Source organism: Cellulomonas sp. WB94, from assembly GCF_003115775.1.
Classification (GTDB): Bacteria; Actinomycetota; Actinomycetes; order Actinomycetales; family Cellulomonadaceae; genus Cellulomonas_A.
The window spans coordinates 2,183,689-2,201,712 of the sequence record NZ_QEES01000002.1; the positions used below are offsets into that span (position 1 = coordinate 2,183,689).

Annotated in this window: 15 protein-coding genes and 1 tRNA gene; 14 read left to right on the top strand and 2 right to left on the bottom strand. The window is 73.3% G+C overall.

Annotation, left to right across the window (positions count from 1 at the left end; genetic code table 11):
* Window positions 1-27 precede the first annotated feature (27 nt).
* The 9 genes from DDP54_RS11295 to DDP54_RS11335 all read left to right on the top strand — a co-directional run bounded on the left by DDP54_RS11295 (window position 28) and on the right by DDP54_RS11335 (window position 12,173).
* Window positions 28-1,230, top strand: a complete 1,203-nt coding sequence (locus tag DDP54_RS11295; protein WP_109131819.1) for a PQQ-dependent sugar dehydrogenase — start codon at window positions 28-30, stop codon at window positions 1,228-1,230.
* Window positions 1,231-1,292: 62 nt separating this feature from the next.
* Window positions 1,293-2,921: a methionine--tRNA ligase gene (gene metG, locus DDP54_RS11300; protein ID WP_109131820.1), complete on the top strand. Its 1,629-nt coding sequence runs from the start codon at window positions 1,293-1,295 to the stop codon at window positions 2,919-2,921.
* A complete protein-coding gene (locus tag DDP54_RS11305) occupies window positions 2,918-3,886 on the top strand; it encodes a TatD family hydrolase (RefSeq protein WP_109131821.1) in 969 nt (322 codons plus the stop codon). The genes metG and DDP54_RS11305 overlap by 4 nt, the downstream gene beginning before the upstream one ends.
* 153 nt (window positions 3,887-4,039) lie before the next feature.
* Entirely contained in the window at window positions 4,040-5,272 is a 1,233-nt protein-coding gene (locus DDP54_RS11310; RefSeq protein ID WP_242448359.1) for a ubiquitin-like domain-containing protein, read from the top strand.
* A 367-nt stretch (window positions 5,273-5,639) separates the two neighbouring features.
* Window positions 5,640-6,866 (top strand): resuscitation-promoting factor, encoded by a 1,227-nt coding sequence (locus DDP54_RS11315; RefSeq protein WP_277949592.1) that lies wholly within the window; start codon window positions 5,640-5,642, stop codon window positions 6,864-6,866.
* Between the two features lie 36 nt (window positions 6,867-6,902).
* A complete protein-coding gene (rsmA, locus tag DDP54_RS11320) occupies window positions 6,903-7,823 on the top strand; it encodes a 16S rRNA (adenine(1518)-N(6)/adenine(1519)-N(6))-dimethyltransferase RsmA (RefSeq protein ID WP_109131824.1) in 921 nt (306 codons plus the stop codon).
* Window positions 7,820-8,758 carry a 4-(cytidine 5'-diphospho)-2-C-methyl-D-erythritol kinase gene (locus tag DDP54_RS11325; RefSeq protein WP_242448360.1) on the top strand — a complete coding sequence of 313 codons (939 nt, stop codon included), beginning with the start codon at window positions 7,820-7,822 and terminating at the stop codon, window positions 8,756-8,758. The genes rsmA and DDP54_RS11325 overlap by 4 nt, the downstream gene beginning before the upstream one ends.
* Window positions 8,759-8,823: 65 nt before the next feature.
* Window positions 8,824-10,647, top strand: a complete 1,824-nt coding sequence (locus DDP54_RS11330) for an ABC-F family ATP-binding cassette domain-containing protein (RefSeq protein ID WP_109131825.1) — start codon at window positions 8,824-8,826, stop codon at window positions 10,645-10,647.
* Window positions 10,620-12,173: a hypothetical protein gene (locus DDP54_RS11335; protein WP_146192416.1), complete on the top strand. Its 1,554-nt coding sequence runs from the start codon at window positions 10,620-10,622 to the stop codon at window positions 12,171-12,173. Before DDP54_RS11330 ends, DDP54_RS11335 begins: the two co-directional genes overlap by 28 nt.
* Window positions 12,174-12,203: 30 nt before the next feature.
* Here DDP54_RS11335 and DDP54_RS11340 read toward each other — a convergent pair whose 3' ends face one another.
* Window positions 12,204-12,746 (bottom strand): MarR family transcriptional regulator, encoded by a 543-nt coding sequence (locus DDP54_RS11340; protein WP_109131827.1) that lies wholly within the window; start codon window positions 12,744-12,746, stop codon window positions 12,204-12,206.
* A gap of 35 nt (window positions 12,747-12,781) precedes the next feature.
* Window positions 12,782-13,387 carry a TetR/AcrR family transcriptional regulator gene (locus DDP54_RS11345; RefSeq protein WP_109131828.1) on the bottom strand — a complete coding sequence of 202 codons (606 nt, stop codon included), beginning with the start codon at window positions 13,385-13,387 and terminating at the stop codon, window positions 12,782-12,784.
* 117 nt (window positions 13,388-13,504) lie between these two features.
* On the opposite strand from DDP54_RS11345, the gene DDP54_RS11350 reads away from it, so the two are divergent.
* From DDP54_RS11350 to pth, 5 genes are all read left to right on the top strand, one after another.
* A tRNA-Gln gene (locus DDP54_RS11350) sits at window positions 13,505-13,579 on the top strand.
* Window positions 13,580-13,807: 228 nt separating this feature from the next.
* Complete coding sequence (gene glmU, locus DDP54_RS11355) at window positions 13,808-15,586, top strand: bifunctional UDP-N-acetylglucosamine diphosphorylase/glucosamine-1-phosphate N-acetyltransferase GlmU (RefSeq protein WP_277949604.1); 1,779 nt, start codon at window positions 13,808-13,810, stop codon at window positions 15,584-15,586.
* Window positions 15,474-16,388 carry a ribose-phosphate diphosphokinase gene (locus tag DDP54_RS11360; RefSeq protein ID WP_277949605.1) on the top strand — a complete coding sequence of 305 codons (915 nt, stop codon included), beginning with the start codon at window positions 15,474-15,476 and terminating at the stop codon, window positions 16,386-16,388. The genes glmU and DDP54_RS11360 overlap by 113 nt, the downstream gene beginning before the upstream one ends.
* A 261-nt stretch (window positions 16,389-16,649) precedes the next feature.
* A complete protein-coding gene (locus DDP54_RS11365) occupies window positions 16,650-17,273 on the top strand; it encodes a 50S ribosomal protein L25/general stress protein Ctc (protein WP_109131829.1) in 624 nt (207 codons plus the stop codon).
* A gap of 121 nt (window positions 17,274-17,394) precedes the next feature.
* Entirely contained in the window at window positions 17,395-18,012 is a 618-nt protein-coding gene (gene pth, locus DDP54_RS11370) for an aminoacyl-tRNA hydrolase (protein ID WP_109131830.1), read from the top strand.
* The last annotated feature ends 12 nt before the right edge of the window (window positions 18,013-18,024 follow it).

Below are 18,024 nucleotides of genomic sequence, written 5' to 3' on the forward strand. Positions count from 1 at the left end.
GCCCGACCTGTCCGGCGGGGAGGACCGATGCGTTCGCGGGATCGTCGTCCGACTCTGCGAGCCGCCGCGTGTCTGGTCGCGCTCGCGGGCGTCACGGCCTGCACGGCGGGCAACCCGTCGCCCGGTGTCTCCTCGGCTGCGGTGCCGACGCCGGTCACGACGACGGCAGGTCCCATCGCGACCCCGGTCCCCGCGACCCCGTCCGCCACCCCGGTGGCCGTGCGCGGCGAGATCGGCGACGTCCGCGAGCTGGCCACGGGGCTCGACGTCCCGTGGGGCCTGGCGTTCCTCCCGGACGGCCGCGCGCTCGTGACGCAGCGGGGCACGGGCAGCATCGTCGCGGTCGACGCCCGGGGAGCAGGCCCCGCGACGGTGAGCGCGCTCGGGGGGCCGGGCGCGGCGACGATCCGCGCAGCGACCGCGGCCCAGGGCGAGGGCGGGCTGCTCGGGATCGCGGTGCGGCCGGACGCGGACGGCACCGTGCACGTGTTCGTCTACGTCACGACCGAGCGGGACAACGAGGTGCTCAGCGCCCGGCTCGACGGCGCGAGCCTCGGGGAGACCACCGTGGTGCTCGCGGGGATCCCGAAGGGGTCGAACCACGACGGCGGCCGCCTCGCGTTCGGCCCGGACGGGTACCTGTACGTCACGACGGGCGAGACCGGCAACCGGGCGCTCGCCCAGGACCCGGCCAGCCTCGGCGGCAAGATCCTGCGGATCACGACCGATGGCGCACCGGCCCCCGGCAACCCGACGGCCGGCTCGCCCGTGTGGAGCCTCGGGCACCGCAACGTGCAGGGCATCGGATGGGCGGCCGACGGCCGGATGTTCGCGTCCGAGTTCGGGCAGGACACGTGGGACGAGCTCAACGTCATCGTGCCCGGCGGCAACTACGGCTGGCCGGTGGTCGAGGGCGACCCGGGCTCGGCGGCAGACGGGTTCGTCCGCCCGGTCGCCACGTGGGCGACCCATGACGCGTCACCGAGCGGGCTCGCGGTGACGTCCGAGGGTGTCTACCTCGCGGCCCTGCGCGGGGAGCGGCTCTGGCGCGTCCCTCTGCTTCCGGGAACCGTGGGCGCGCCGCTGCCGTTGCTGGTCGGGGCGTACGGGCGGCTGCGGAACGTCACCGTCGCGCCCGACGGGTCGCTGTGGGTGCTCACGGGGAACACCGACGGGCGCGGCACCGTGCGCGCGGGCGACGACCGGCTGCTGCGCGTCACCATCGTCTGACGCGAGCTGCCTGGCACGGAACGCCGACGACTCCCACCCCTGCTCACGCCTACGATGGCGCCATGCCTGAGGCCACCCCCACGTTCTACCTGACGACGCCGATCTACTACGTGAACGACGCCCCCCACATCGGGCACGCGTACACGACGGTCGCGGCCGACGTCATCACGCGCTGGCACCGTCAGCGCCAGGAGCCGGTGTGGTTCCTCACCGGGACGGACGAGCACGGCCAGAAGGTCATGCGCACGGCCGAGGCGAACGGGACGAGCCCGCAGGAGTGGGCGGATCGTCTCGTCGAGACCGCCTGGAAGCCTGTCCTGAAGACGCTCGACGTGCGCAACGACGACTTCATCCGGACGACGCAGGAGCGCCACGAGACGCGCGTACAGGCCTTCATCCAGGACTTGTACGACAAGGGCGAGATCTACGCGGGCTCCTACGAGGGCCCCTACTGCGTCGGCTGCGAGGAGTACAAGCTGCCCGGCGACCTCGTGGACGGCACGGGGGAGTACGAGGGGATCAAGGTCTGCGCGATCCACGGGATCCCCGTCGAGATGCTCTCCGAGGAGAACTACTTCTTCCGGATGAGCGCCTACACGCAGCGCCTGCTCGACTTCTACGAGGCGAACCCGACGTTCGTGCAGCCCCCGAGCGCGCGCAACGAGGTGATCTCGTTCGTCAAGCAGGGCCTCCAGGACCTGTCGATCTCCCGGAACACGTTCGACTGGGGCATCCCGATCCCGTGGGACACGAGCCACGTCCTGTACGTGTGGTTCGACGCGCTGCTCAACTACGCGACGGCCGTCGGGCTCGACTCCGACGACCCGGCGGACAAGGAGCAGTTCGCGCGGACCTGGCCCCCGAGCGTGCACCTCGTCGGCAAGGACATCCTGCGGTTCCACGCGGTGATCTGGCCCGCGATGCTGATGGCCGCGGGCCTGCCGCTGCCGGGCCAGGTGTTCGCGCACGGCTGGCTGCTCGTCGGCGGCGAGAAGATGAGCAAGTCGAAGCTCACGGGCATCGCACCGAGCTCGATCATCGACACGTTCGGCTCGGACGCGTTCCGCTTCTACTTCCTGCGCGCGATCGTCTTCGGCCAGGACGGCTCGTTCTCGTGGGAGGACCTGCACGCGCGCTACACCGCCGAGCTCGCGAACGGCTTCGGCAACCTCGCGTCGCGCGTCGCGGCGATGATCGGCAAGTACTTCGGCGGGACGCTGCCCGACGCGGGCCCGCTGACCCCGGCCGAGGAGCACGTGGCGGCCGTCGCCGCGCGCGCGGCCGTCGACGCCGAGGCGGCCATCGACCGGCTCGCGCTCAACGAGGCCATCGCCGCGATCTGGACGCTCGTCGAGACCACGAACGGCTACCTCACCGAGCAGGAGCCCTGGAAGGTCGCGAAGGACCCGGCCGAGGTCGACGCCGCCGGTGCGAGCGTGCCGGGCGGCCGGCTCGCGACGATCCTGGTGACGGCCGCCGAGGCGCTCCGGGCGCTCGCGGTGCTGCTGGCACCCGTGATCCCGAAGGCCGCCGAGGCGCTGTGGGAGTCCCTCGGGGCCGAGCCCGTGCTCGGCCCGCTCGCCGCGCAGCCGGTCGCCGACGCGGGCCGGTTCGGGCAGCTGCCCGCCGGGACCGTCGTCACCAAGGGCGCATCGCTGTTCCCGCGGATCGAGGAGCCGGCCGCGTCGTGAGCCGGTCCCGGACGCGCGAGCGGGGCTGGCCGCCGGACCCCGAGCCGCTCGGGTCGCCGGTCGTCGACAACCACACGCACCTGGAGTCGCTGCTCGACTTCCCGGTCGAGGACCCCGAGGGACCGCGCACGCTCGGCGACCACCTGGAGCGCGCCGCGGCCGTCGGGGTGACGCGAGCCGTGCAGGTCGGCTGCGACCTCGACGCGGCGGCGTGGACCGACCGTCTGCTTCGCGCGTCGTCGTCGGCCGGGGACCCGAGCGGCTTGGCGGTCACGCTGCTCGGCGCCGTCGCGATCCACCCGAACGAGGCCGTGCTGCACGCGGGGGTCCGGGAGATCGCGCCCGACGGTCTCGAGCCGTCGTCGGCCGCGCGCCACGACGTCGGCCTCGACGACGCGATCGCCACGATCGAGGCGCTCGCCCGCGGCAACGTCCGGGTGCGCGCCATCGGCGAGACCGGGCTCGACCACTTCCGCGCCGGCCCGCGAGGACGCGCGGTCCAGCTCGAGGCGTTCCGCGCCCACATCGCGCTCGCGAAGGACCTCGGCCTCGCGCTGCAGATCCACGACCGTGACGCCCACGAGCAGGTCATCGAGGTGCTCGAGCGGGACGGCGCACCGGACCGCACGGTCTTCCACTGCTTCTCGGGGGACGCCGCGATGGCCCGGCACTGCGCAGGTCGCGGGTGGTACCTGTCGTTCGCCGGGCCGGTGACGTTCGGCGCGAACGAGGACCTGCGCGAGGCGCTGCGGTCCGTCCCGCTCAGCCAGGTCCTCGTCGAGACGGACGCGCCCTACCTCACGCCGCACCCGTACCGCGGGCGGCCGAACGCGCCGTACCTGCTGCCGCACACGGTCCGACGGATCGCGGCGGAGCTCGACCTCGAGGTCGACGACCTGTGCCGGACGCTCGTCGCAACGTCCGAGTCGGTCTACGGACGGTGGCAAACCGGGCGAAGCGGATGAGACAAGGGTGAGAAGTCGGGCAGATGTCCAGGGGCGACTTCCGGTCCGGGTCACGGATCGGTTACGGTCGGGTCGGCCGCCGGGAGCGCCGGACGGGTCGGGTCCGACCCGATGACGAGTCAGAACGCCTGCACGATCCACGAGGAGTCCTCTGTGCCACCGCTCGATCCGCCGCAGACGCGACGTGAACGAGCACGCGCAGAACAGGCCCAGGCCGCACGCTCCGCACCGCTCGGCCGGACGGCCCGGCTGGGCGCGCAGGCGGTCGTGCTGGCCCTCGTCGTCGGTGCCACGAGCGCCTTCACCGTCCTGCACAAGTCCGTGACCGTCGACGTCGACGGGGCGACCGTGCAGCTCAGCGCGTTCGGTCGCACGGTCGGCGACGTCCTGGCGGACAGCAAGATCCGCGTCGGCGACCGCGACCTGGTCGCGCCGGGTCTCAGCGAGCCGATCAGCTCGGGTTCCCAGGTCGTCGTCCGCCACGCCCACGAGATCGCCGTCGAGGTCGACGGCAAGCCCCAGACGGTGTGGACCACGGCCCTGACCGTCGGTGAGGCGGTCGAGGGTCTCGACCTGCGTGGCGGTCAGACGCTGCTCTCGGCCTCGCGCTCGGCCTCGCTCGGTCGTGAGGTCCTGCGCGTCTCGACCCAGAAGACGATCCACCTCGTGGTCGACGGGCAGATCATCGACGGCGTCAGCAGCGCGGCGACGGTCCGCGAGGCGCTGCGCGAGATCGGCCTGGTTCTCGACGAGGGCGACGAGGTCTCGGTCCCGCTCGACGCGACCGCGGTGGACGGGCTGGTCGTGCTCGTCACGCGGGCCCACCAGGGCGGCCAGACCGTGACCGAGGCCGTGCCGTTCGACACCACCGAGGTGGACGACCCCACGCTCGTCACCGGGAACAAGGTCATCAAGACGCGCGGCAGGGCCGGCCTCCGCACGACGACCTACTCGACGTCGATCGTCGGCGGCGCCGTGGTCGACCGGAGCGTGGTGGCCTCGACCCTGACGGTCGTCCCCGTGACCCAGGTCGTCCGGGTCGGCACCAAGGCGCTCCCCGACCCGGCGGTCGTCGCGGTCGCGCCCGGCAGTGCCCAGGAGATCGGCAAGCAGCTCGCGGCCGCCCGTGGCTGGGGCGACGACCAGTTCGCGTGCCTGCTGCCGCTGTGGAGCCACGAGAGCGGCTGGCGGGTCAACGCGGAGAACACGTCGTCGGGCGCCTACGGCATCCCGCAGGCGCTGCCCGGATCGAAGATGGCGAGCGTCGCCGACGACTGGCGGACGAACCCCGCGACGCAGATCACCTGGGGCCTGAACTACATCGGCGGGCGCTACGGCGACCCCTGCGGCGCGTGGTCGTCGTTCCAGGCCAAGGGCTGGTACTGACCCCTGCGGCGACCCTGCCGTGACCCTGCGGCGGCGCACGATGCCTACCCGGAATTGGGGAGCGACGCGCCGCGGGACCGGGTGAACCTTGTCACATCGCTGGGAAACTCGAGCGTCAATCAGTTACGGTTCCGTGTCGCATAGTCGATCGTCACCCGCCGTCCGCGGCCCGACGATCTCCGTGCGACCGGCCCAGAGGCTCTCGCCGACCGGGTCGTGACGGCCGGATCGAGGATCCGGGACCGACGGGCGAGTCCTCCCTCCAGGACCCGCTCCGCATGGCGCCACCTCGTGGCGTCGAGCCGTCGGGCGCCGCATGCGGCGCATCCCGCACCCCGTGCCCGGACCCCGCGACGTCTGGAACCACGTGAACCGTACGACTCGTCCCGCCGGCCACGCCGAGCGAGCCACCGCCCCGCTGTCCACCCTCCGCGCACGCCTCTCCTCCCGCGAGACCTCCCGCGAGACCGGCAGTGGCCGCGTCCGACTGATCGCCGGCCTCGCCGCGATCACCGTCCTCGCGACCGGCACCGCCGTCTACGCCCAGGCGAACAAGACCGTCACGCTCGACGTCGACGGCGTCGCCTCCACCGTCACGACCTACTCGGGCTCCGTCGACGGGCTCCTCGCCCAGAACGGCATCACCCTCGGCGAACGCGACACGGTCGCCCCCGCCGGAGCGCTCCGCGAAGGCGCCGCGATCGTCGTGCGCCACGCGCACGAGGTGACCGTCATGACCGACGGGGTCGAGCAGACCGTCTGGACCACCGCCCTGACCGCGGCCGAGGCGCTCGACACGCTCAGCGCCCGCGGCGCGGACGTCCAGCTCGTGGCCTCCCGGTCGACCGAGCGGCGCAGCCCCTTCCTCGCGCTCGAGCTCACGATCGACGGGCCCGCGCACGTGCAGGTCGACGGGACCACGCTCACCGCGGCGGACGGGTCGACGACCGTCGCCCAGGTGCTCGACCAGCTCGGGATCACGCTCGGCGACCTCGACACCGTGGCCGTCAAGCCCGCGTCCGACGGCGTGCTCGTCGTCGTCAGCCGCGTCGTCGTGCAGGACGTGACGACGACCACCGAGATCCCCGCAGCGACCGTGACGCAGGACGACCCGGCGCTCGTCGTCGGCAAGAAGCGCGTCACGACGCAGGGTGTCGCCGGCGTGCGTACCGTCGTCGAGACCGTGACGACCGTCGATGGCGTCGAGACCTCGCGCGTGCCCGTGTCCGACGTGGTCAGCCAGGCCCCGGTCGACGAGGTCGTGCATGTCGGGACCAAGCCCAAGCCTGTCGTCACCGCGGCGCCGAAGGTGGCAGCGGCAGCCGGGACGCCGGTCGCCGCAGGCGGCAGCGCGGACTCGCTGAACTGGGCCGCTCTCGCGCGGTGCGAGTCGGGCGGGAACCCGACCATCGTCTCGAGCAACGGGCTGTACTACGGCCTGTACCAGTTCTCGGTCGGCACCTGGCAGGGCGTCGGCGGTGCCGGGCTCCCGTCCCAGGCCTCGGCCGACGAGCAGACCGCTCGCGCGAAGATGCTCTACAACCGCTCGGGCGCGGGCCAGTGGCCGGTCTGCGGGAAGAACCTCTTCAGCTGAGGCGAGGTGGGTCCGGGGGGCCGTAGGCTCGGGCGCATGACCGAGAACCCCGGACCCCTGCTCGGGCCCGCGGAGATCCGGCAGCTCGCCGAGCGTGCGGGCCTGCGGCCCACCAAGACGCTCGGGCAGAACTTCGTGCTCGACGGCGGCACCGTGCGCAAGATCGTCCGGCAGGCGCAGATCGAGCCGGGCGAGCGGGTCGTCGAGGTCGGACCGGGCCTCGGGTCGCTCACGCTGGGTCTGCTCGAGGCCGGCGCGAGTGTCGTCGCGGTCGAGATCGACCCTGTGCTCGCCCGGCTGCTGCCCTCGACCGTCGCCGCCCACCAGCCGGACGCGGCCTCCCGGCTCACGGTCGTGGGCGCCGACGCGCTCGACGTCCGCGAGCTGCCGGGCCCGCCGCCGACGGCGCTCGTGGCGAACCTGCCCTACAACGTGTCGGTGCCGGTCCTCCTGACGTTCCTGGAACGGTTCGCGACGCTCGAACGTGTCCTGGTCATGGTCCAGGCGGAGGTCGCCGACCGACTGGCTGCACCGCCCGGCGGCCGGGTGTACGGCGTCCCGTCGGCCAAGGTCGCCTGGTACGCGTCGGCCCGTCGTACGTCGACCGTCGGCCGTTCGGTCTTCTGGCCCGTCCCGAACGTGGACTCGGCCCTCGTCCGGCTCGACCGGCGCGAGCCGCCCGTGACCGTCGCGACGCGGGAGCAGGTCTTCGCGGTCGTCGACTCGGCGTTCGCGCAGCGGCGCAAGATGCTCCGCTCGGCGCTCGCGCCGCTCGCCGGCTCGCCGGATGCCGCGGTGCGTGCGCTCGAGGCGGCCGGCGTCGACCCGCAGTCACGCGGGGAGCGCATCGACATCGACGGCTTCGCGCGCATCGCGACCGCGTTGGCGGCGCAGGCGGTGCCAGCCCCGCAGAGTCCCGCCGAGGCGTCGGCTGCACCCGGGACGGCGGACCGGTGAGCCTGATCAGGCCCGAGGCCCGCTCCGAGCGTGAGGTCCGCGTGCGGGCGCCCGGCAAGATCAACCTCTCGCTGCGCGTCGGACGCCGGGAGCCCGACGGGTACCACCCGCTGTCGACCGTCTTCCAGGCCGTCTCGGTCTACGAAGACGTCGTGGCGAGCGCCGGCACCGGGCTGACCCTGACGGTCACGGGCGCGCAGGCCGACCGTGTCCCGACGGACGAGACGAACCTGGCGGCACGTGCCGCGCGCGCGCTGGCCGACCACGTCGGTCTCGACGCCGACGTGCACCTGCACATCCACAAGGAGGTCCCGGTCGCCGGTGGCATGGCGGGCGGGTCGGCCGACGCGGCCGCGACCCTCCTCGCGTGCGACACGCTCTGGCGCACCGGCCTGCCGCGCGAGGTCCTTCACGAGCTCGCCGCAGCGCTCGGGTCGGACGTGCCGTTCGGTCTCCTCGGGCACACGGCGATCGGCACGGGCCGCGGCGACCAGCTGGCCCCGGCCCTGAGTCGCGGCGAGTACCACTGGGCGTTCGCGCTCCAGGCCGAGGGGCTGTCGACGCCGCGGGTGTACGCCGCGTTCGACGACCTGCACCCGACGGTGCGTGCGGTTCCGGGGTCCGACGTCGCGCTGCTGCAGGCCCTGCGGGCGGGCGACCCGCACGCTGTGGGCCTCGCGCTGCACAACGACCTTCAGGAGGCCGCGCTCGAGCTCGCACCCGGGCTCGCGGAGGCGATCGCCGTGGCGCACGACGCCGGTGCGCTGGGAGCCATCGTCTCCGGCTCAGGCCCGACGGTCGCCGCGCTCGCGCGCAGCCGCCAGCACGCGCTGCTCCTCGCCGCAGCCTTCACCGCCGCCGGGGTGGCCGACTCGGTGCTCACCGCTGTCGGGCCGGTCGCCGGCGCACGCATCATCCAGAGCGGGCACGAGTAGCGTCCCTGCTCGGCCCAGCACGCCCCCTGTGTCCCCTCGCAGTCCCCTCGTACGGAAAGAGCTCGATGGCCCACCTGCTCGGCGCGGACAGCGTCTCCCTGACGCTCGGTACCCGCACGCTGCTCGACGACGTGAGCCTCGGCATCGACGACGGCATCCGGACGGGCGTCGTCGGCCCGAACGGTGCCGGGAAGTCGACCCTGCTGCGTGTCCTGGCCGGGCTTCGCGAGCCCGACTCCGGCCGTGTCACGCGTGCCGGAGGCGTCCGTGTCGCGCTGCTCGACCAGCGCGACGAGCTGCCCGCCGGATCGACGGTCGGCGACCTCGTGCACGGCGATGCCGAGCAGCACACCTGGGCGACGGACCCGCGGATCCGCGAGGTGCACGCCGGTCTGCTGCGGGACCTCGAGCTGACGGACGACGTGGCGACGCTGTCGGGTGGCCAGCGCCGGCGGGTCGCCCTCGCGGCGCTGCTCGTGCGCGACGACGAGATCCTGCTCCTCGACGAGCCGACCAACCACCTCGACGTCGAGGGGGTCGCGTGGCTCGCCGAGCACCTCGCGGCCCGGTATGCGCGCAGCAACGGCGCGCTCGTGGTGGTCACGCACGACCGCTGGTTCCTCGACGCGGTCTGCACGCGGATGTGGGAGGTCAACGACGGCGGTGTCGAGGCGTACGAGGGCGGCTACGCCGCGTACGTGCTGGCCCGGGCCGAGCGCGCCCGGTCGGCGTCGGTCACCGAGGACAAGCGCCAGAACCTCCTGCGCAAGGAGCTCGCATGGCTGCGCCGCGGGGCGCCCGCGCGCACGTCCAAGCCCAAGTTCCGGATCGACGCGGCCACCGCGCTCATCGCCGACGAGCCGGAGCCCCGTGACCGCCTCGAGCTGACCCGGATGGCCACGAGCCGGCTCGGCAAGGACGTGCTCGACCTCGAGGACGTCACGATGCGGTTCGGCGACGCACCGCCGCTGCTCGACCACGTCACGTGGCGGCTCGGCCCGGGGGACCGGTACGGCGTCGTCGGCGTGAACGGCGCCGGCAAGACGACCCTGCTGCGCCTGCTGTCCGGGACGCAGGACCCGACGTCGGGCCGGGTCAAGCGCGGCAAGACGGTCCAGACCGCCGAGCTCACGCAGGACGTCGAGGACCTCGACGAGCTCGCGGACCTGCGCGTCGTCGAGGTCGTCGAGCGCGAGAAGCGGACGGTCGTCGCGGGCGGCAAGGAGCTCACGGCCGCGCAGCTCGTCGAACGCCTCGGCTTCACCAAGGACCGCGCCCGCACGCCGGTGCGGGACCTGTCGGGCGGTGAGCGGCGGCGCCTGCAGCTCCTGCGGCTGCTCGTCGGCGAGCCGAACGTGCTGCTCCTCGACGAGCCGACCAACGACCTCGACACCGACACCCTCGCCGCGCTCGAGGACCTGCTCGACGGCTGGCCCGGGACGCTGATCGTCGTCTCGCACGACCGGTACCTGCTCGAGCGCGTGTGCGACCGCCAGGTCGCGCTGCTCGGGGACGGCACGATCCGGGACCTGCCTGGCGGCGTGGAGCAGTACCTCGAGCTGCGCCGGACGGCGACGGCCGACGAGGCCGGTGCCGCGAAGGCAGCCGCGACGTCGAGCGCGTCGGGCCGACCGGCGGCGGTCGACGACCGGTCGGGCGACGCAGGCCCCGTGAGCGCCGCCGACGCCCGCGCGAGCCGGAAGGAGCTCCAGAAGATCGAGCGCCGCCTCGAGCTGCTCGCCCGCAAGGAGACCGGCCTCCACGAGCGCATGGTCGGGGTCGCCGACGACTACGTGAAGCTCGGTGCTCTCGAGGTCGAGCTGCGCGCCGTCCACGACGAGCGGTCGACCCTGGAGGAGAGATGGCTCGAGGTCGCGGAGGAGGACTGACCCCTGCGTCCGCGGCCCGGGTGCTGCTGGTCGCGACGGGGTTGCTCGCGTTCGTCGTCCGGATCGGACCTGTCGTCGCCGCCGGGCTGCTCCGGGGGGCGATGTCCTACGACGAGGGTGTGCACCTGCAGGTCGCGCAGCGGCTGCTCGCCGGGCAGGTGACCTACCGCGACGTCCTGTTCGTGCACCCGCCCGGCGTGGTGCTCGCGCAGGTCCCGATCGCGTGGCTCGGCCAGCTCGTCGGCGAGCCGAGCGCGCTCGCGGTCAGCCGCTGCCTCGCCGCGGGGATCGGTGCCCTCACGGCCGTGCTGGTCGCCCGGCTCCTGCTGCCGCGGGGTCTCCTCGCCGGGGGGATCGGCGGTGCGGTGGCGGCGATGTTCGGCCCCGCCGTGGCGGCCGACCGGGTCGCGCTCCTCGAGGGAGCGCTCTCCCTCGGGCTCGTCGTCGCGCTGACCGCGCTGACCGCCGTCGGGCGTCCAGGTCGGACGCCGTCCGCGGGGCAGGGGCCGGGGCTCGACGCGTCGGTGGCTGCGACCCGGGCAGCGACGTCCCCCCTGTCGGACCGCTCGCGGCGCGCGCTCGTCCTGGGCGGCGCCGCGATCGGGCTCGCCGCGTCGGTCAAGGTCTGGGCCCTGGTCGACGTGGTGCTGCTCGTCGCGATCGTGGCTGTGCGCCACGGCCGGCCGGCCTGGCGCTGGGTCGCGGGGTGCGCCGCGGCCCTGGTCGTCGTCGTCGGTCCGTTCGCGCTGGTCGCGCCCGGGCCGATGTGGCACGACGTCGTCGGCGCGCAGCTGCACCGTCCGCGTCCGCCAGGCGAGTCGCTCCACGCACTCGTCGTCGGGGTGGCGGCGCTGGTCGTCGTCGGACTGGTGGTCGCCCTCGCGCGGAGGGTCCGGACACCGCTGAGCCAGTGGCCCGACCCGGTCTGGTGGCTCGTCGTCGGAATAGCGCACCTCGCGGCGCTGGTGGTGGCACCGTCGCACTACCTCCACTACGACGCGTTCCTCACCGTGCCGCTCGCGCTGGTCGTGGGTGCGGGCGCCGCCTGGGGTGCTCGGCGCGTCGCGGGACGGGCCTCGACGGTCCGGCTCGGTGCCGTCGCCGTCGCGGTCCTCGTGACGCTCGTGGCGACCCTGCCGGCGCTGAGCCCCGGTGCAGCGGTGTCGGCGACGGTCCTCGCCCGCGAGGCGCACGGCTGCGTCTGGGTGCGCGAGGTCCAGTTCCTGATCGTCGCGGACCTGTCCCGGAAGCAGATCGAGCAGGGGTGCCCCGGGCAGCCCGACCTCTTCGGCCTGACGATGGCGACGTACTCCGAGCCGGACCCGGCCGCGGCGCTCGCGGCCCTGGACAGCGAGATCGCGCAGCAGCTCGCCCAGAGCGACGTGGCCTTCCTGCTGGCCAGCGCACCCCGCAGGGACCTCGGGCCTGTCGCGCGCCGCTACCTCAGGCGGCACTTCGTCGCAGGTCCGACGACGGGCAGCGTGCAGGTCTGGCGCCGCACGGACCCGGTCGTCGGCGTCGGCTGACCTGTCGGTGGTGCCGGCCGCTGGGTCAGCTCAGGGGGCGTCGAACGGTGCGACGAGGTCGCGCAGCAGGTCGGCGAGCCGCAACCGGTCCGCGTCGGCCAGGTCGCCGAGCAGCCCGCGCTCGACCATCAGCAGGTCAGCCATCGCGTCGTCGACCCGGGCGCGCCCGAGCGGCGTCAGCTCCACGAGCACCCCGCGCCGGTCGTCGGGCGACGGCCCGCGCTCGACGAGCCCTCGCTCGGTCAGGCGGTCGATGCGGTTCGTCATCGTGCCGCTCGTCACGAGGGTCTGGGTCAGCAGCGCACCGGGGGAGAGGCGGTACGGCGCGCCTGCGCGGCGCAGTGCGGAGAGCACGTCGAACTCCCACGTCTCGAGCCCGTGCCGGGCGAACGATCCGCGCCGCGCGAGGTCGAGGTAGCGCGCGAGCCGCGTCACACGGGACAGGACGGTCAAGGGTGTCACGTCGAGGTCGGGACGCTCCCGCGCCCACGCCGCGACGATGCGGTCGACCTCGTCCCGCGGGTGCTCGAGGGCGGCGTCCGCGCCTCGGTCCCCGGTGCTGTCAGCCGTCATGGCCCGAGTTTACTTGACGTCGAGATACTTTCGCGTCAGGCGTTGAGCGGGGTGATCAGCGTCGGGTGGCGCTCGAGGCCTGACAGGCCGTTCCAGGCAAGGTTCACGAGGTGCGCGGCGACCTCGTGCTTGTCGGGGCTGCGTGCGTCGAGCCAGTACTGGCCGGTGAGGGCGACCATGCCCACGAGCATCTGGGCGTAGATCGGCGCCGTCTTCGGGTCGAGGCCCTGACGCGTGAACTGGTCGGCGAGCAGGTGCTCGACCTGCGTCGCGACGTCACCGATGAGGCTCGAGAACGTCCCGGTGGCCTGCGCGACGGGTGAGTCCCGCACGAGGATCTGGAAGCCGTCCGTCGAGGTCTCGATGTACGTGAGGAGCGCGAGCGCGGTCCGCTCGACGAGCATCTTCGGGTGCCCGCCCTCCTCGAGCGCGGCCGTCAGCGCGTCCGTCAGCGCACGGGTCTCGCGGTCGACGACGACGGCGTACACGCCCTCCTTGCCCCCGAAGTGCTCGTAGACGACAGGCTTGGAGACCTGGGCCCGCGCGGCGATCTCCTCGACGCTCGTCCCGTCGAAGCCCTTCTCCGCGAAGAGGCGGCGACTGACGGTGAGGAGCTGCTCCCGGCGCTGTGAACCGGTCATGCGGGACCGGGGAGGTCGCCTGGTGTCGGAGGTCACGCGCCCATCATGCCGTGCGGAGACTGGCAGACTGGTCCGCCGACGGCGTGCGGTGCCGGGGCGACCCGGTCCGGCCGCCGGTCCGCCCTGGTGTAATGGCAGCACGCAGGCCTTTGGTGCCTTGCGGTCCGGGTTCGAATCCTGGGGGCGGAGCCACCTGTCCGGCGCGCCCGGACCCTGGCAGCCCGCGCCGGGGCCTCTCGGCCGCCCGTGCGGACCCCCGTCCGGACCGCCGGCGGCACGGGACGACCCGCGAGCGGCGGTAGAGTGCACGTGCGCCAGATCCTTCGCCCGGGCATCGGGCAGTTCCGACGGGAGCACACGCAGGTGACCACCCCCCGCCCAGCCGCCGTCATCGTCCTCGCCGCAGGTGAAGGCACACGGATGCGCTCGGCGACACCGAAAGTCCTGCACACCCTCGCGGGCCGCAGCATGCTCGGCCACGCCCTCGTCGCAGCCCGTTCGCTCGAGCCCGGCCGCCTCGCGGTCGTCGTGCGGCACGGCCGGGACGCCGTCGCCGCGCACGCCCTCGAGCTCGACCCCGAGGTCCTGCTCGCCGACCAGGACGAGGTGCCCGGCACGGGCCGCGCCGTCCAGATCGGCCTGTCCGTGCTCGATGCGGCCGCCCAGGCCACCGTCGCCGGCGCGAGCGCGGGCGACGGTCCCGGTGTCCCCGGCGTCGCCACGCATGCGCGGCTCGAGGGCGCGGTCGTGGTCCTCGCGGGCGACATCCCGCTGCTCGACGGCGGCACGCTCGCGGAGCTGCTCGCGGCCCACACGGTCGACGGCAACGCGGTCACCGTGCTGACGACCGAGCTCGACGACCCCACCGGCTACGGACGCGTCCTGCGCGACGCGGACTCGGGCGACGTGCTCGGGATCGTCGAGGAGCGGGACGCCGACCCCGACCAGCGCGCGGTCCAGGAGGTCAACTCCTCGGTCTACGTGTTCGACGCGGGTGTCCTGCGCGACGCGCTGGGCAGCCTCGGCCGTGACAACGCGCAGGGCGAGGTCTACCTGACCGACGTGCTGGCGATCGCACGGACCGCCGGCGGCCGCGTCCGCGCGCTGCGCACCGACGACCCGCTGCTCGTCCAGGGCGTCAACGACCGCGTCCAGCTCGCCGCGCTGCGCGCGGAGCTCAACCGGCGCATCCTCGAGGACTGGATGGTCGCCGGCGTCACGGTCGTCGACCCCGCGACCACGTGGGTCGACGTCGACGTCGAGCTGGCCCGCGACGTCACGCTGCTGCCCGGCACGCAGCTGCACGGAGCGACGGTCGTCGCCGAGGGCGCGACGGTCGGACCCGACACGACGCTCACCGACGTCGAGGTCGGTCCCGGCGCGACAGTCGTCCGCACGCACGGATCGCTCGCCGTCATCGGGGCGCGCGCGACCGTGGGCCCGTTCGCGTACCTGCGTCCCGGCACGGTGCTCGGCGAGGACGGCAAGATCGGCACGTTCGTCGAGACGAAGAACGCGCAGATCGGTGCCGGCTCGAAGGTCCCGCACCTGAGCTACGTCGGCGACGCGACGATCGGCGAGCAGACGAACATCGGGGCGTCCTCGGTCTTCGTCAACTACGACGGCGTCCGCAAGCACCACACGACGATCGGCTCGTACGCCCGGACCGGCTCCGACACCAAGTTCATCGCACCGGTCACGGTCGGCGACGGCGCGTACACCGGTGCGGGCAGCGTCATCAAGCAGGACGTGCCGCCGGGCGCGCTCGCCGTGAGCAGCGGGACGCAGCGCAACATCGACGGCTGGGTCCTGCGGGCACGCGCCGGCACCCCGGCCGCCGATGCAGCAGCACGCGCCCTGGCCGCGATCGCCGCCGAGGACCTCTCGCCGCAGGCCCGGGCGGAGCGCGACCGCGCCCAGCTCGCCGCCGGGGGCACCGCACCGACCCCCCACCGGACCTCCCAGCGCCCCCGGCACCGTTGCGCGATGCCCAGCCGACCACGAAGGACGACGTGTGAACACCGGCATCATCTCGAACGACGGAGAACGACGGCTGGTGCTGATCTCGGGGCGGGCGCACCCCGACCTGGCGGTCGCCGTCTCGGAGTCGCTCGGCAGCACCCTCGTCCCGACCACGGCCTACGACTTCGCCAACGGCGAGATCTACGTCCGCTTCGGGGAGTCGATCCGCGGTGCTGACGCGTTCGTGCTGCAGAGCCATGCGGCGCCCATCAACCAGTGGATCATGGAGCAGCTGCTCATGGTCGACGCCCTCAAGCGGGCGTCTGCGAAGACGATCACGGTCGTCGCGCCGTTCTACGGCTACGCGCGCCAGGACAAGAAGCACCGCGGGCGGGAGCCGATCTCGGCGCGGCTCATGTCCGACCTGTTCAAGACCGCGGGCGCCGACCGGCTGATGAGCGTCGACCTGCACGCCGCACAGATCCAGGGATTCTTCGACGGACCCGTCGACCACCTCTGGGCGATGCCGATCCTCGTCGAGTACGTCCGGACCCGCGTCGACACCACGAACGTGACGGTCGTCTCGCCCGACGCGGGTCGCATCCGGGTCGCGGAGCAGTGGGCCGCCAAGCTCGGCGGCGGACCCCTCGCGTTCATCCACAAGACGCGCGACATCAGCCGCCCGAACCGCACCGTCGCCAACCGCGTCGTGGGTGACGTCGAGGGCCGCAGCTGCGTGCTGGTCGACGACCTCATCGACACCGCCGGGACCATCACGGGGGCGGTACGGGTCCTCATGGAGGCCGGTGCCAAGGACGTGATCGTCGCCGCCACGCACGGCGTGCTGTCCGACCCGGCCGTCGACCGCCTCATGCAGTGCGGGGCGCGCGAGGTCGTCGTCACCGACACGCTGCCGATCCCCGAGGACCGCCGGTTCCCGCAGCTCACTGTGCTCTCGATCGCACCCCTGCTGGCCCGCGCGATCCGCGAGGTGTTCGACGACGGCTCGGTGACGTCGCTCTTCGACGGCCAGGCCTGAGTCCCACGCCCGAGTCCCGCCAAGGTCGGGAACGGGCGGCCCAACCCAGGTTGGGAATGAGCGCCGCGGCGAGTAAGATCGTCAGGTTGCCTCGGCGAGGGACGTCGGACGGTCAGGGCTGCGGGATCTCCGCAGATCGGACCGGACCACCAACTCCGTGATCGACTGGGCAGGACGCCTCCGCGTGCCCGTCCTGCGTCCCGCGTCGAGGCCACCACCACTGCAGGCCCCCATCTGTCGTCGTCCACATCTGGAGTCCCCGTGTCCGAGGTCAAGCTCGTCGCCACCACCCGCACCGACTTCGGCAAGGGTGCGGCCCGCCGCACGCGCCGCGCCGGTCGTATCCCCGCCGTGCTGTACGGGCACGGCTCGGACCCGCTGCACGTGTCGCTCCCGGGTCACGAGACGTTCCTCGCGCTCAAGCAGGCGAACGCCCTCTTCGCGATCGAGATCGACGGCAAGACGACGCTGGCCATCACGAAGGACGTCCAGCGCGAGCCGGTCAAGAACGTCATCGAGCACGTCGACCTCCTGATCGTCACGAAGGGCGAGAAGGTCGACGTCGAGATCCCCGTCGTCGTCGTCGGCGAGTCCTACCCGGGCACGATCCACATCGTCGAGCTGCAGACGCTCGAGCTCGAGGCCGAGGCGACCAACCTGCCGCGCCACGTCGAGGTCTCGATCGAGGGCCTCGTCGCCGGTGACCTCATCACCGCCGGTGCGATCACCCTGCCGGCCGGCGCGACGCTCATCACGGACCCCGAGGCGACGGTCCTGACGATCTCGGCTCCGCAGACCTCTGCCGCCGACATCGCGGCCGACGCCGCCGTCGCCGACCTGGCCGCCTCGCAGTCCGCGAAGTCCGCCGCGGCCGCCGAGGCCTGAGCAACCCCACGGGTCGCGGCCTCGGGCCGCTGACCTGCGCACGCGATCGCGCCCGGTACCGTTCGACGGTGCCGGGCGCGCTCGCGTTCCCCACCGTCGCGGGGCGAACGGAAGGATCGACATGACCGAGGGCCCCTGGCTCGTCGTCGGGCTCGGCAACCCCGGGGCCCAGTACGCCGGCAACCGGCACAACGTGGGGGCGATGGTCCTGGACGAGCTCGCGCGGCGGACGGGTGCCGTCCTCGGCTCCCGCGGCGGGATGCTGTCACGGCGCCCGAAGGCAGCCGTTGCCGAGGCAAGGATCGGTGTGCTCCCCGGCGGGGTGCCGGGTCCGCGCGTCGTGCTTGCCAAGCCGAGCACCTTCATGAACGTCTCGGGCGGGCCGGTGTCCGCGCTCGCGCAGTACCACGACGTGCCGGCTGAGCGGGTCGTCATGGTGCACGACGACCTGGACATCCCGTTCGGGGACATCAAGCTCAAGATCGGTGGCGGCGAGGGCGGCCACAACGGTCTGCGGGACACCACCAAGGCGCTCGGCACGAAGGACTACGTGCGGGTCCGGGTCGGGGTCGGGCGACCGCCGGGCCGCATGGAGGCAGCCGACTACGTGCTCCGGGACTTCACAGCCGCCGAGCGCAAGGATCTCGCGTGGCTCGTCGACGCGGCGGCGGACGCCGTCGAGATGGTCGTGACCGAGGGGCTCGAGAAGGCGCAACTGAAGTACCACACGAAGTCCTGAGCCTGCCCGCCG

Coding starts and splice junctions, on each gene's coding strand:
- DDP54_RS11295 (WP_109131819.1), top strand. CDS start 28: ATGCGTTCGCGGGATCGTCGTCCGACTCTGCGAGCCGCCGCGTGTCTG.
- metG (WP_109131820.1), top strand. CDS start 1,293: ATGCCTGAGGCCACCCCCACGTTCTACCTGACGACGCCGATCTACTAC.
- rsmA (WP_109131824.1), top strand. CDS start 6,903: ATGACCGAGAACCCCGGACCCCTGCTCGGGCCCGCGGAGATCCGGCAG.
- DDP54_RS11330 (WP_109131825.1), top strand. CDS start 8,824: ATGGCCCACCTGCTCGGCGCGGACAGCGTCTCCCTGACGCTCGGTACC.
- DDP54_RS11335 (WP_146192416.1), top strand. CDS start 10,620: ATGGCTCGAGGTCGCGGAGGAGGACTGACCCCTGCGTCCGCGGCCCGG.
- DDP54_RS11340 (WP_109131827.1), bottom strand. CDS start 12,746: ATGACGGCTGACAGCACCGGGGACCGAGGCGCGGACGCCGCCCTCGAG.
- DDP54_RS11345 (WP_109131828.1), bottom strand. CDS start 13,387: ATGACCGGTTCACAGCGCCGGGAGCAGCTCCTCACCGTCAGTCGCCGC.
- glmU (WP_277949604.1), top strand. CDS start 13,808: ATGCGCTCGGCGACACCGAAAGTCCTGCACACCCTCGCGGGCCGCAGC.
- pth (WP_109131830.1), top strand. CDS start 17,395: ATGACCGAGGGCCCCTGGCTCGTCGTCGGGCTCGGCAACCCCGGGGCC.